This is a genomic window from Bradyrhizobium sp. MOS003 (genome assembly GCF_003020125.1).
Classification (GTDB): Bacteria; Pseudomonadota; Alphaproteobacteria; order Rhizobiales; family Xanthobacteraceae; genus Bradyrhizobium.
Genome location: NZ_PYFW01000001.1, coordinates 1,800,066 through 1,813,671 on the forward strand (window position 1 = coordinate 1,800,066; position 13,606 = coordinate 1,813,671).

A 13,606-nucleotide genomic window follows, 5' to 3' on the forward strand; every position below is an offset into this window, starting at 1 on the left:
TGGAGTGACTTCCATGGATACGATGAAACTGCAAAAACGTGCTGCCGTGTCGGCAATGCTGGATCCCAGGATCGTGATGCCCGCGATCCGCGCCTCCTTCACCAAGCTCGATCCGCGGCTGATGGTGAAGAATCCCGTGATGTTCGTGGTCGAGGTCGTGGCCGCGCTGACCACGGTGATCTTCCTGCGCGATGTCGCTACGGGCGGCGCTGGCCTCGGCTTCACCTTCCAGATCATCCTCTGGCTCTGGTTCACCGTGTTGTTCGCCAATTTTGCCGAAGCGGTGGCAGAAGGGCGCGGCAAGGCGCAGGCCGAATCATTACGCAAAACCCGCACCGAGAGCCAGGCCAAGCTCCTGACCGGCGCAGGCCAGGCCTTCAAGCTGGTGCCGGGCACGAGCCTCAAGGTCGGCGACATCGTGCTGGTCGAGGCCGGCGACACCATTCCTTCCGACGGCGAGGTGATCGAAGGTGTCGCCTCGGTAAACGAGGCCGCCATCACCGGCGAGTCCGCGCCTGTCATCCGCGAGTCCGGCGGTGACCGGTCGGCCGTGACCGGCGGCACGCAGGTGCTATCCGACTGGATCCGCGTCCGCATCACGGCGGCGCAAGGCTCGACCTTCATCGACCGCATGATCAAGCTGGTGGAAGGTGCCGAACGGGCGAAGACGCCGAACGAGATTGCGCTCAACATTCTCCTGGCCGGCCTCACCATCATCTTCGTGTTCGCCACCGTCACCATTCCGAGCTATGCGGCCTATGCCGGCGGTTCGATCTCCGTGGTCGTGCTGGTCGCCTTGTTCGTGACGCTGATCCCGACCACGATCGGCGCGCTGTTGTCGGCGATCGGCATCGCCGGCATGGACCGGCTGGTTCGCTTCAACGTGCTGGCGATGTCCGGCCGTGCGGTCGAGGCTGCCGGCGACGTCGACACGCTGTTGCTGGACAAGACCGGCACCATCACGCTCGGCAACCGGCAGGCGACCGCCTTCCGGCCCGTGCGCGGCGTCACCGAGCAGGAGCTGGCGGATGCAGCCCAGCTCGCCTCGCTCGCCGACGAAACGCCGGAGGGCCGTTCCATCGTCGTGCTGGCAAAAGAGAAATATGGGATCCGCGGCCGCGACATGGCCGAGCTCGGTGCCACCTTCATCCCGTTCACCGCGCAGACCCGCATGAGCGGCGTTGATGCCGGCGGCTCGTCGGTGCGCAAGGGCGCGGTCGATGCCATGCTCAACTATGTCGCGGGCGGTACGACGCTGGCGGTTGCCTCCGGCAACGCCGCCCGCGCCCTCCAGCCGGCGGGGCTTTCCGACCTCGGCCGCGAGGTGCAGACCATCGCCGACGAGATCGCCAAGGCCGGCGGAACGCCGCTTGCGGTTGCGAAGGACGGCAAGCTGCTCGGCGTCATCCAGCTCAAGGACATCGTCAAGGGCGGCATCCGCGAGCGTTTTGCCGAGCTGCGCCGCATGGGCATCCGCACCGTCATGATCACCGGCGACAACCCGATGACGGCCGCCGCGATCGCGGCGGAAGCCGGCGTGGATGACTTCCTGGCGCAGGCAACGCCCGAGGACAAGCTCAAGCTGATCCGCGACGAGCAGGCCAAGGGCAAGCTGGTAGCGATGTGCGGCGACGGCACCAACGATGCGCCGGCGCTGGCGCAGGCCGACGTCGGTGTCGCCATGAACACGGGCACGCAGGCCGCCCGTGAGGCCGGCAACATGGTCGACCTCGACTCCAACCCGACCAAGCTGATCGAGGTGGTCGAGATCGGCAAGCAGCTGCTGATGACGCGCGGTGCGCTGACGACCTTTTCGATCGCCAACGACGTTGCAAAATACTTTGCGATCATCCCGGCGATGTTCCTGGCGTTCTACCCCCAGCTTGGCGTGCTCAACGTGATGAACCTGTCGAGCCCGCAGAGCGCCATTCTCTCGGCGATCATCTTCAACGCGCTTGTGATCATCGGGCTGATCCCGCTGGCCTTGAAAGGCGTCGCCTATCGCGCCGTCGGTGCCGGTGCGCTGCTCCGCCGCAATCTCTTGATTTACGGCCTCGGCGGTATCGTCATTCCCTTCATCGGCATCAAGGCGATCGACCTCGTGGTTGTCGCCCTGCACCTGGCTTGAGCGTCATCGTGCGGCGCAAGGCGCCGCGCGCCATGACGAAGACTTAGGAGAACAACATGCTCAGAGAAATCCGCCCCGCCATCGTCCTCCTGCTGGTGCTCGCCGCCATCACGGGCCTTGCCTATCCGCTGGCCATGACGGCCATCGCCGGTGCACTCTTCCCGGCGCAGGCCCAAGGCAGCCTGATCGAGCGCGACGGCAAGGTGGTCGGCTCCGCCCTGATCGGGCAGGAATTCAAGGACGACAAATATTTCCACGGCCGTCCCTCGGCGACGGTTGCGCCGGATCCGAACGATCCGACCAAGACGGTTTCGGCGCCCTACAACGCCGCGAATTCGGGTGGCTCCAACCTCGGCCCGACTAGCAAGGCGCTGTCCGACCGGCTCAAGGAGGATGTGGAAAAGCTGAAGGGCGAGAACCCGAATGCCGCCGTGCCGGTTGACCTAATTACCACCTCGGCCAGTGGTCTCGACCCGGACATCTCCCCAGAGGCCGCGCAATTCCAGATCCCGCGCGTTGCCAAGGCACGGAATATGCCGGAGGACGCAGTGAAACAGCTTGTGGCCTCCAACGTCCAGGGCCGTTTGCTCGGCCTGCTGGGCGAACCTCGGGTTAACGTATTGGCGTTGAATCTCGCGCTCGACCGCGCCTCGGCGAAGTAGCGGTCTAGGCTCGCGGCGGCAGGATGATTATATTGCATTGATGGTCCGAGAGCGCCGCGATCTTGAACAACGTCCGTCGCCGGAGGCGCTGCTGGAAGCAGCGCGCCGGGAGGAAGGCGCGAGCGGCAAGCTGAAGATCTTCGTCGGCGCCGCGCCCGGCGTCGGCAAGACCTATGAGATGCTGCAAAGCGCTCATGCCAGGCGCAAGGCCGGCATCGACATCGTGGTCGGCTTCGTCGAGACCCATGGACGTGCCGAGACCGAGGCGCTGGTGCGCGACCTCGAAGTGATCCCGCGCAAGCGGCTGGACTATCGCGGGCAGATCGTCGAGGAGATGGACCTCGACGCGGTGATCGCGCGCCGGCCGCAGATTGCACTGGTCGACGAGCTCGCCCACACCAACGCGGCCGGCAGCCGCCATCCCAAGCGTTATCTCGACGTTGAGGAATTGTTGTCCCACGGCATCGACGTCTACACCGCCGTCAACATCCAGCACATCGAGAGCCTGAACGACGTCGTCGCCCAGATCACTCACGTCCGGGTGCGCGAGACGGTCCCCGACTCCGTGTTCGACCGCGCCGACGCGATCGAGCTGATCGACCTCACGCCCGACGATCTCATTCAGCGCCTGAAGGAGGGCAAGGTCTATGTGTCCAGGCAGGCCGAGCGGGCGCTTGAGCACTATTTTTCGCCGGGCAACCTGACCGCGTTGCGCGAGCTGGCTTTGCGGCGCACCGCCGAGCGGGTCGACGAGCAATTGCTCACCCACATGCAGGCCAATGCCATTGCCGGACCCTGGGCTGCCGGCGAGCGCATCCTCGTCTGCGTCAGCGAGGACCCGCGCGCGGCCGGGCTCGTGCGCTACACCAAGCGGCTGGCCGACCGGCTGCATGCGCCGTTCACCGCGGTCTCGATCGAGACGCGGCGATCCCTGCAATTGTCCGACGAGCAGCGCGACCGGCTGGCCGATACGCTGCGTCTCGCGGAATCGCTCGGCGGCGAGGCGCTGACCATTCCCGCGGTCGGCCGCCGCATCGCCGACGATGTCGTCAGCTTCGCTCAGGGCAACAACGTCACCCAGATCGTGATCGGCAAGTCCACGCGCTCGCGCTGGTTCGAGATGACGCGGGGCTCGGTCGTGCACGACCTGGTGCGTCGGGCCGGCAATATCAGCGTTCACGTCATTCCAGGTGACGAACTGACGAGCGAGCCGGCGCCGAAGACGACGGTACAGACCGCTGCACGGTCCGAGCCATTCGACGCGGTTCCTTACCTGAAGGCGCTCGGGATCACCGCGCTCGGCCTTGCCGCAGCGGTGGCCATCAAGCCGTATTTTGGCATCGAAAACGTCGATCTCATGTTCCTCACCGCGGTGGTTGCCGTGGCCGTCCGCTATGGGTTATTGCCGTCGCTGCTGGCGAGCCTTGCGGCGTCGCTGGCGTATAATTTCTTCTTCCTGCCGCCGGTCTACACCTTCACCATCACCGATCCGACCAACGTCGCGGCGTTCTTCTTCTTCATGCTGATCGCATTCCTGGTGTCCAATGTCGCCGCGCGCGTGCGCACCCAGGCCGATGCCGCCATCGGCCGGATCAGGATGAGCGAGCAGCTCTACGCCTTCAGCCGCAAGCTCGCCGGCACAGCGACACTCGACGACGTGCTGTGGGCGAGCGCCTACCAGATCGCCTTGATGCTGAAAGTCCGGGTGGTGCTGCTGCTGCCGGAAGAAGGCCTCCTTACGGTGAAGTCCGGCTATCCGCCCGAGGACGAGCTCGATCAGGCCGATCTTGCCGCCGCCAACTGGGCCTGGAGCAACGACCGCCCCGCCGGCCGGGGCTCGGATACGCTGCCGGGTGCCAAACAGCTGTTCTTGCCGATGCGCACCGGGCGCGGCCCGATCGGCGTGATCGGCATCGACAACGATCGCACCGGGCCGCTGCTGACGCCGGACCAGCGCCGGCTGCTGGATGCGCTGGTCGACCAGGGCGCGCTGGCGATCGAGCGCGTGCTGCTGGTCGAGGACATGGACCGTGTCAAGCGCACGGTCGAGTCCGAGCGGCTGCGCTCCGCGCTCCTGACCTCGATCTCGCACGATTTGAAGACGCCGCTCGCCTCGGTGCTGGGGGCGGCTTCCACCATGCGCGATCTCGCCGGGGCGCTTTCCGACACCGAGAAGCGAGATCTGCTTGCCACCGTGATCGACGAGTCCGAGCGGCTCAACCGCTTCATCGCCAATCTGCTCGACATGACCAAGCTCGAATCCGGAGCGATCGTGCCTAACACGGCGCTGCACGATCTCGGCGAGATCGTGGGCAGCGCGCTGCGGCGCGCCAGCAAGATCCTGACCGCCCACAAGGTGGAGCTGCTGCTCGCGGCCGATCTGCCGATGCTTCAGCTCGATGCCGTCCTGTTCGAGCAGGTGCTGTTCAACTTGCTGGACAACGCGGCAAAATACTCACCGCCGGACACCACGGTCTCGATCAAGAGCAGGCGCGAGCGCGATCAAATCGTGCTTGATGTCGCCGACGAAGGCGGCGGCATCCCGCCTGACGAGCTTGAGAGCGTGTTCGACAAGTTCTACCGCGTGCAGAAGGGCGATCACGTCCGTCCCGGCACGGGGCTCGGCCTCGCCATTTCCCGCGGCTTCGTCGAGGCGATGCGCGGCACGATCTCGGCCGCCAACCGCCGCGACCGCAGTGGCGCCGTCCTCACCATCCGTCTTCCCGTTCCGGCAGACAGCCGCGCATTGGATACCGCCGCATGAGTGCTGCCCCGATCAAGGTCCTGGTCATCGACGACGAGCCGCCGATCCGGAAGTTGCTGCGGATGGGGCTGACGACGCAAGGCTATGAAATCCTGGAAGCGTCGAACGGCAGGATGGCACTGGAGAAGCTGGTCGAGGAGCCGGCGCTGATCATCCTCGATCTCGGCCTGCCCGACGTGCAGGGACACGAGCTGTTGCGCACGATCCGCGCCCGCAACGAAGCCGTGCCGATCGTGGTGCTGTCGAGCCGCGGCGACGAAGCCGGCAAGGTGCAGGCGCTCGATCTCGGCGCCGACGATTATCTGACCAAGCCGTTCGGCATGGAAGAGCTCCTGGCTCGCCTGCGGGCGGCGCTCCGGCACCAGCTCCAGATCCAGGGCGAGCGGCCGGTGTTCCGCACCGGCGATCTCTCGGTCGATCTCGTCCGCCGCATCGTCAAAGTCGGCGAGCGTGATGTGAAATTATCGCCCAAGGAATACGACCTGTTGCGCGTGTTGGTGCAGCACGCCGGCAAGGTGCTGACGCATCGTTTCCTGTTGAAGGAGCTCTGGGACGAATTGACCGACGCTCAATATCTGCGCGTCTATGTCCGCCAGCTTCGCCAGAAGATCGAGGCCGATCCGGAGCGGCCGCAATTTGTGCTGACCGAGACGGGGATCGGGTATCGGTTGAAGGCGGGGGATTGACGCTTACAGGGCCGTAGGGTGGCAAAGGCGCAGAGCGCCGTGCCCACCATTTTCTCGTTCCGATCAAGTGGTGGGCACGCTTCGCTTTGCCCACCCTACGATATCCCGTGCCGGGCGAGCAGTTAGCCCGCCTTGCGATGCCGCGCCGTTGAACGAGTCGATTTTTTCGCGGCCTGCCGCCGCCCGGTACCACGGCGCGCGTGCGGCTTCGCCGCCGCCTTCTTGCCGCCGCGTCCCTTCAGGCTTTGCTTCAGCGCATCCATCAGGTTGACGACATTGCTCGGCCGCTCCTCGGGCTTCGGCAGCTCGATAGTCTTGCCGCTGGCCTTACGCTTCACCAGCGCCTTCAGCGCGGTCTCATATTCGTCCTTGAATTTGCCGGGATCGAAATGTGCCGCCTTGGTGTGGAGGATGTGGCCGGCGAACTCGACCATGTCCTTGGTGATCTTCGGGCTCTTGATGTCGTCGAAGAACTCGTCCTCGTCGCGCAGCTCGTAAGGAAAGCGCAGCGTGGTGCCCAGCAGGCCCTTGCCGAGCGGTTTGATCGCGATGATGTGCTCGCGGTTGGTGAGCACGATCTTGGCAAGCGCCACGCGGTCCTGGTCCTTCATGGCGTCGCGGATCACTGCGAACGCATCCACCGCGGCCTTGCCGTCGGGCGCGACGTAATAGGGGTGGTTGAGGTAGCGCTCGTCGATCTCCTCGCTCGGCACGAAGCTCTCGATGTCGATGGTGTGGTTGCTCTCGATCTGCACCGCCTTGAGCTCCTCCGGCTCGATCTCGACATATTTGCCCTTGCGCAATTCGTAGCCGCGGCCCTTCTGGTCACTCTCGACGACGTCGCCGGTCTCGGAATCGATCATCTGCTGCTTGAGCCGGTTGCCGGTCTCGCGATTGATCATGTGAAACCGCGTCTTCTCGGCCGACGTGGTCGCCGGATAGAGCACGACCGGGCAGCTGACCAGCGACAGCCTCAACGTTCCCTTCCAGTAGGCGCGCGGTGCCATTCCATTCTCCGGTGTTTGCAGGGCGAATTGGAACCCCAACCGCCCCGTGGGGTTTTGGTTCCGGATGGGACTTGGGCCGTGATAGGCTTGAATCCCCGAATGAAAAGCGGGACAGGCCGTGCTGCAGAAGCTCTCAACCTATCGAAAGAAGCGTGACTTCGAGAAGACACCGGAGCCGTCGGGCAAGACGGCGGTGACGCCCTCAAAGCAGCGACGCTTCGTGATCCAGAAGCACGATGCCACCCGGCTGCATTACGATCTCAGGCTCGAATTCGACGGCGTGTTCAAGTCCTGGGCGGTGACCAAGGGTCCCTCGCTCGATCCGCACGACAAGCGGTTGGCGGTCGAGGTGGAAGACCATCCCTTGGACTATGGCGATTTCGAAGGCACGATCCCGGAAGGCCAGTACGGCGGCGGCACGGTGATGCTGTGGGATCGCGGCACCTGGGAGTCGGAAGATCCCGAACGCGGCTTCAAGAAGGGCGATTTGAAGTTCACCCTGCATGGCGACAAGCTGCACGGAAGCTGGGTCCTGGTCCGCATGCGCAACGACCGCACCGGCGGCAAGCGCACCAATTGGCTCCTGATCAAGCACCGCGACGAATTTGTCCGCGAAGGTGCCAAGAACGACATTCTCGATCAGGACAAGTCAGTCGCCTCCGGCCGAGCCATGGAGCAGATCGCCGAGGGCAAGGGACGCGCGCCAAAGCCGTTCATGCTGGCCAAGGGCGCCAAGACCAAGGCCGATGCGGTCTGGCAATCCAACCGCTCCGAGGAAACGAAGGGGCAGACGGTCAAGCCGGCGCCGCGCAAGGCGTTGAAAGGCAGCAATATCGTCAAGACAAGGGCGGCGAAGAAGAAGGCCTCGACAGCGACGAATGCCAAGAAGGTCGCCGAGATGCCGGACTTCGTGCCGCCGCAGCTCTGTACGCTGGTCGAACGGCCGCCGGCCGGCGAGGGCTGGTGCCACGAGATCAAGTTCGACGGCTATCGTGTGCAGCTCCGGGTCGAGGATGGCAAGGCGACGCTGAAGACGCGCAAGGGTCTCGACTGGACCGGGAAGTTCGGCTCCATCGCTGAGGAGGCCGCCGCGCTGCCGGACGTGGTGATCGACGGCGAGATCGTCGCACTCGACCACAATGGCGCGCCGAACTTCTCCTCGCTTCAGGCTGCGTTGTCCGATGGCAAGACTGACGACCTGATCTTCTTCGCGTTCGACCTTCTGTTCGCCGAGGGGCAGGATTACCGGCGGCTGCCGCTTGCCGAGCGCAAGGCGCAGCTCAAGAAGCTGCTGGAGAAGCGCAAACGGAAATCGACCCAGATCCGCTATGTCGAGCATTTCGAGAGCGGCGGCGATGCGGTGCTGCAATCGGCCTGCAAGCTCGAGCTGGAAGGCGTGGTCTCGAAGAAGCTGGACGCGCCCTATGGTTCCGGCCGCTCCGAGAGCTGGGTCAAATCGAAATGTCGCGCCGGCCATGAGGTCGTGATCGGCGGCTACAAGACGACCAACGGCAAATTCCGTTCCCTGATGGCCGGCGTTCAGCGCGGCGATCATCTCGCCTTCGTCGGCATGGTCGGCACCGGCTTCGGCGCCGACAAGGTCAAGCGGCTGATGCCGTCGCTGAAGGCGATGGCGGCCAAGGCAAGTCCGTTCGGAGGCAAGAACGCGCCGAAGAAAGGCCGCGAGGTGTACTGGCTGAAGCCGGAGCTCGTCGCCGAAATCGAGTTCGCCGGCTTCACCGCCGACGGCAATATCCGCCAGGCCGCGTTCAAGGGCTTGCGGCAGGACAAGCCGGCCGAGGAGGTCGAGGCGGAGACACCTGTCGATACCGAGCTCGCCAAGCCCACAACCGGTAAGCGCGCGGCAAAGACGGCGAAGCGATCGAAGGACTCCGGCCCGGCCGAGGTGATGGGCGTCGTCATCTCCAAGCCGGACAAGGAGCTGTGGCCGGACGGCGGTGACGGCGCGGGCGTGACCAAGCTGGATCTCGCGCGCTATTTCGAGGCGGTCGGGAGCTGGATGATCGAACACCTGAAGGGGCGTCCGTGCTCCATCGTGCGTGCGCCCGACGGTATCGGCGGCGAGACGTTCTTCCAGCGTCATGCCATGCAGGGCACCTCGAACCTGCTCGAACTCGCCAAGGTCTCGGGTGATCGCAAGCCGTATTTGCAGATCGATCGCGTCGAAGGGCTTGCCGCGGTGGCACAGATCGGCGGCGTCGAACTGCATCCCTGGAATTGTGCGCCTGATGCCTACGATACACCGGGCCGGCTGGTGTTCGATCTCGATCCGGCGCCGGATGTCGGATTTGCCGATGTGGTCGAGGCCGCCAAGGACATGCGCCAGCGGCTCGTCGACCTCGGCATGGAGAGCTTCTGCAAGACCACGGGCGGCAAGGGCCTGCATGTGGTGGTGCCGCTGCTTCACGGCGCGCGCGACAAGGTGAGCTGGAAGGAGGCCAAGGCCTTTGCCCAGGGCGTCTGCCAATGGATGGCCGACGACGATCCGGAGCGCTATCTCCTCAACATGTCGAAGAAGCTGCGCGAGGGAAAGATTTTCCTCGACTATCTCCGCAACGACCGGATGTCGACCGCGGTGGCGCCCCTGTCGCCGCGGGCGCGGGCCGGTGCCACGGTCTCGATGCCCGTCACGTGGGCCCAGGTGAAGAGCGAGCTCGATCCGAAGCGATATACGGTGCGAACCGTGCCGGGCCTGCTGGCGCGCTCGAAGGCGTGGGATGGCTATGACGAGGCGGCCGCCTCGATCAAGGCGGCGATCAAAAAGCTTGCGGCGAAAACGAAGTAGGGTGGTTTCCCGAGACCGCGATCTTTTCCTCACGACGAATAGGTGGGCGCTGGCGCAAAAGCGCTTTTGCCCACCTACAAGCCCAAGCGGTCGTGCTTGCTAGATGCGTCCCATCAGGAGCAGGATCAGCAGGATGATGATGACGAGCCCGAGGCCGCCGCCGCCGTAATAGCCGGTGCCGTAGAACGGACCGCCGCCGATACCGCTGAAGCCGCCAAGCAGGGCGATGACGAGAATGATCAGAATGATCGTACCGATAGACATGCGAAACTCCTCCAGCCCTTCCTCAAAAGGGTCGTTACAAACCTGTCTCGTTGTGCGAGGGCAACTTGCCGCAGGTTTTAAAGTTCCATCTTTGAAACACGGCCGGCGCATCAACTTGCATGGAACCCTTGGGTACGCCGCCGGCATGACTATGTGAGTATCCGTCACCATAGGGCAGGGCCATGTCAGCACCGCTTGTTGTTTCAATTCCGCACCGTCTTGGCCGGGAGGAGGCGGTACGCCGGCTCAAGACCGGGCTTGGTCGCGCCGCCGCCAGCATTCCCGTGATGCAGGTCGAGGAAGAGCGCTGGACCGGCGACAGCATGAATTTCCGCATCCGCGCGCTCGGGCAGATCGCGAGCGGACAGGTCGACGTCGGCGATGATCAAGTCCGGGTCGAGGTGGTGCTGCCCTGGCTGCTGCAGCGTTTCGCCGAAATGGCGCAGGCCACGATCAGGAAGCGCGGGCAGTTGCTGCTGACCAAGGACGGGGGGAAGTAGCTTCAGCCGCGCACGCGCGGTCGCGAGGGCCTGATGGCGGTTGCCGTGCGAGCCTCGATGACGGCAGCGGGAAAATCACGGAAGGCCTGAGTGACCGGCAGTTCGTGGCTCTCATGGCCCGTGACGGCATAACCTGTGATATCGACGGCCGCATCAAATCCATCCAGCGCAGGCCAATCCCGGCCGGCCTCGGTGAACGGCGCGAAATGGCGCCCGACCACGACGATCGCCGCAGCGCGGCCATGGCGGCGGGCGAAAGCGATGACATGGTCGGCATGTGCGCCGCGCACCGCCAGCGGCTGATAGTCGCCTTCCGCGAAGACGTCGCCGAGTTCATTGCGCAGCTTGAGCAGACGCCGTGTCCAGGCCAGCTTGATCAGGCCGTCGGGCCAGCTCGGGGTCAGGCCACGCCAATCGGGATCGTCCAACGCGTTCAGCGCCGCGTGCCGCGCGCCAAAGTCGACCGGGCGGCGGTTGTCGGGGTCGACCAGCGACAGGTCCCAGAACTCGGTGCCCTGGTAGAAGTCGGGCACGCCGGGCAGCGTCGCCTTGAGGGTGAGCTGGCTTAGAGAGTTCAGGGCGCCGAGCAGCGCGACGCGCCGGGCCAGCGTTTGCAGTGACTCCAGGAATTCGCCTGATAGTGCGGGATCGAGGATCTTCGCGATGAAGCCGTTGACACCGTTCTCATAGGCTTCATGCGGGTTGAGCCAGCTGGACTCTTCCTTGCCCTCGCGCGCCGCCTTCAGCGCATAGGCCTGGATGCGTTCGACGAAGCCGGCATCGACCGGCCCCTGCAGCGGCCAGGCCCCGAGCAGGGTCTGGTAGAGCATGTATTCGAACGTCGCCGACGGCGCGCGGTAATTGCCGTGAAGCGTGAGGTGTGGCGCGTTCAACACCTTCCAGCGCGAAACCGCGCTGGTCCACTCGCCCGAAATCTCGCTGAGCGCGGCGATACGGGCGCGGGCGTCCTCGCCGCGCTTGGTGTCATGCGTGGCGGTCGCCGTCATTCCAAGCGGCCATTCCCTGGCGCGGGCCTGCATGGTCTCGTGGAAGTCGGAAATCGTGAGACCGGAACTGGCGGGATCGCCGCCGACTTCGTTCAGCGCGAGCAGCCGATGGAATTGATAGAAGGCGGTGTCCTCCAGCGACTTCGCCATCATCGGCCCGGTGAATTGCTGCACCTTCAGCGCGAAGCGGCGCACGCGCGGGGCGCTGTGCGGAGGGCGGCCGGGCTTGAGCAGGTCCATGGTCAGGGCATCGCGCAAGAAGTCGAAGATGCCCTCATCCGCGGCGAACCATTCCGCTCGGGCGCGCGCGATGGTGTCGTCGATCAGCTTGCGATCGGACGCCGTCGGTCCGCTGTTGGTCAGATAGGTGCGGTACATCGGGAAGTGCAGCACATAGAGCTCGAGCGCCTGCCGCAGACTGTCCGCGGAGAAATCGCGAGTCGAGTAATGCCCGTTGGCGATGCGCGCGAGCAGGCGGGTCAACACGGTGAATTCGCTGGTGAGCAGGGTTTCCAGCACGCGCCGCTTGGCGTCCTTGACGTAAGGCGCAAGCTGCGGCGACCGGTTGCTGACCTGCCGCCAGGTCTCGTCCAGCGGCTCCAGCCCCTTTGGGTCGACGAGCACTTGCGTAATGACGTTCATCCACTCGTAGCCGGTGGTGCCCTGAACGCCGGCGAAATGCGGCAGGCGTTCGTGCTCGCACAGGATCTTCTCGATCACGGTGTAGAACGGCTTGGTGTTGCCCTGCGCGTCGCGGACCAGCCGGCGCAGCCGCTGGCAGTATTGCGCGGGGTCGCGCAAGCCGTCGATGTGGTCGAGACGAATGCCCTGCAGCTTGCCGCTGGCGACAAGCTGCTTCACCAGCCGGTGCGTGGCGGCGAAGGTGCTCGCGTCCTCCACGCGCAGGCCGGCGAGCCCGTTGACGTCGAAGAAGCGGCGGTAGTTGATATCGCTGGAGGCGAGCCGCCAGTGGCCGAGCTTGTAATGTTGACGCTCGAGCAGATGATGCAGCGCCAGCGTCTGCGCTGGCCGATCTTGAGCGGCACGATAGGCGCCAAGGCCGCGTGCGATGATTTCGGCGGCACCGGAGATTTCCCTGAGTTCGGCCTTGAACGCAGGGGCTTCCTTGCGGTTGGGACGACGCAAGCCCGTATAGCGCGCCGCAAGCGAGAGCAGGCGTTTGCCCGTGTCCGTCTCGCCGGCGTCGGCCTCCTTCACGATCATGCGCAGCATCTCGCCATAGCGCTCCGGCGCGATCGGCAAGCGATGCTCGAAATACCAGGCGGAAAAGCTTCCCTCATCGGGATCGTAGCGCAGCCCGATGTCGCCGCGCTCGAGCGCCTCGCCATAGGACGCGCCGAGGATCGGCAGAAACACGCCGCCGCGAGCGCGGTAGGGCAGCAGGTCCCAGTCGATGTCGAACGACACGGCGTGGGGCGAAGCCTGGCCCCATTCCAGCACGTCAAGCCACCAGGGATTGTCGGCGAAATGCACACCGACATGATTGGGCACAAAGTCGATGATGAGGCCGATGTCGTGCCTGGTCAGCGCTTCGCTCAGCCGGGCGAAGCCGGCTTCGCCGCCGAGCTCCGGATTGAACTGGCCGTGGTCGACAGTGTCGTAGCCGTGGGTCGAGCCCTTGCGCGCCTTCATTACCGGCGAGGCGTAGAGATGCGTGATCCCGAGCCCCTTCAGGTAAGGCACGACCGCGGCGGCCTTGTCGAAGTCGAACTCCGCGGTGAGTTGAAGCCGGTATGTCGCGAGCGGAATGGCCGGGGGCAT

General features: G+C 64.9%; 9 protein-coding genes. 6 read left to right on the plus strand and 3 right to left on the minus strand.

Annotation, left to right across the window (positions count from 1 at the left end):
• Window positions 1-13: 13 nt before the first annotated feature.
• From kdpB to C7G42_RS08760, 4 genes are read left to right on the plus strand one after another with little or no spacing between them, the layout of a single operon-like run.
• On the plus strand, window positions 14-2,128 hold the full coding sequence (gene kdpB / locus C7G42_RS08745; protein WP_106948518.1) for a potassium-transporting ATPase subunit KdpB: 2,115 nt from the start codon (window positions 14-16) through the stop codon (window positions 2,126-2,128).
• 56 nt (window positions 2,129-2,184) lie between these two features.
• Window positions 2,185-2,790 carry a K(+)-transporting ATPase subunit C gene (locus C7G42_RS08750; protein ID WP_106948519.1) on the plus strand — a complete coding sequence of 202 codons (606 nt, stop codon included), beginning with the start codon at window positions 2,185-2,187 and terminating at the stop codon, window positions 2,788-2,790.
• 40 nt (window positions 2,791-2,830) lie between these two features.
• A complete protein-coding gene (locus C7G42_RS08755) occupies window positions 2,831-5,554 on the plus strand; it encodes a DUF4118 domain-containing protein (protein ID WP_106948520.1) in 2,724 nt (907 codons plus the stop codon).
• Window positions 5,551-6,240 carry a response regulator gene (locus C7G42_RS08760; protein WP_106948521.1) on the plus strand — a complete coding sequence of 230 codons (690 nt, stop codon included), beginning with the start codon at window positions 5,551-5,553 and terminating at the stop codon, window positions 6,238-6,240. The genes C7G42_RS08755 and C7G42_RS08760 overlap by 4 nt, the downstream gene beginning before the upstream one ends.
• Before the next feature lie 122 nt (window positions 6,241-6,362).
• Here the strand turns inward: C7G42_RS08760 and ku are convergent, their stop codons facing one another.
• A complete protein-coding gene (gene ku / locus C7G42_RS08765) occupies window positions 6,363-7,247 on the minus strand; it encodes a non-homologous end joining protein Ku (protein WP_106948522.1) in 885 nt (294 codons plus the stop codon).
• Between the two features lie 118 nt (window positions 7,248-7,365).
• Between ku and ligD the strand changes: the two genes are divergently transcribed.
• Complete coding sequence (gene ligD / locus C7G42_RS08770) at window positions 7,366-10,053, plus strand: DNA ligase D (protein ID WP_106948523.1); 2,688 nt, start codon at window positions 7,366-7,368, stop codon at window positions 10,051-10,053.
• 99 nt (window positions 10,054-10,152) lie between these two features.
• Here the strand turns inward: ligD and C7G42_RS08775 are convergent, their stop codons facing one another.
• Window positions 10,153-10,317: a DUF3309 family protein gene (locus tag C7G42_RS08775; RefSeq protein WP_084298933.1), complete on the minus strand. Its 165-nt coding sequence runs from the start codon at window positions 10,315-10,317 to the stop codon at window positions 10,153-10,155.
• A 182-nt stretch (window positions 10,318-10,499) separates the two neighbouring features.
• Between C7G42_RS08775 and C7G42_RS08780 the strand changes: the two genes are divergently transcribed.
• Window positions 10,500-10,817: a polyhydroxyalkanoic acid system family protein gene (locus tag C7G42_RS08780; protein ID WP_106948524.1), complete on the plus strand. Its 318-nt coding sequence runs from the start codon at window positions 10,500-10,502 to the stop codon at window positions 10,815-10,817.
• Window positions 10,818-10,819: 2 nt separating this feature from the next.
• On the opposite strand, the gene treY is transcribed toward C7G42_RS08780, so the two are convergent.
• Complete coding sequence (gene treY / locus C7G42_RS08785) at window positions 10,820-13,606, minus strand: malto-oligosyltrehalose synthase (protein WP_106948525.1); 2,787 nt, start codon at window positions 13,604-13,606, stop codon at window positions 10,820-10,822.

What these genes read in the sequence shown, in the direction of transcription:
- treY (WP_106948525.1), bottom strand. Translation starts at nt 13,606, where the DNA reads ATGCCCCCGGCCATTCCGCTCGCGACATACCGGCTTCAACTCACCGCG.
- ku (WP_106948522.1), bottom strand. Translation starts at nt 7,247, where the DNA reads ATGGCACCGCGCGCCTACTGGAAGGGAACGTTGAGGCTGTCGCTGGTC.
- C7G42_RS08750 (WP_106948519.1), top strand. Translation starts at nt 2,185, where the DNA reads ATGCTCAGAGAAATCCGCCCCGCCATCGTCCTCCTGCTGGTGCTCGCC.
- C7G42_RS08755 (WP_106948520.1), top strand. Translation starts at nt 2,831, where the DNA reads ATGGTCCGAGAGCGCCGCGATCTTGAACAACGTCCGTCGCCGGAGGCG.
- C7G42_RS08780 (WP_106948524.1), top strand. Translation starts at nt 10,500, where the DNA reads ATGTCAGCACCGCTTGTTGTTTCAATTCCGCACCGTCTTGGCCGGGAG.
- C7G42_RS08775 (WP_084298933.1), bottom strand. Translation starts at nt 10,317, where the DNA reads ATGTCTATCGGTACGATCATTCTGATCATTCTCGTCATCGCCCTGCTT.
- kdpB (WP_106948518.1), top strand. Translation starts at nt 14, where the DNA reads ATGGATACGATGAAACTGCAAAAACGTGCTGCCGTGTCGGCAATGCTG.
- C7G42_RS08760 (WP_106948521.1), top strand. Translation starts at nt 5,551, where the DNA reads ATGAGTGCTGCCCCGATCAAGGTCCTGGTCATCGACGACGAGCCGCCG.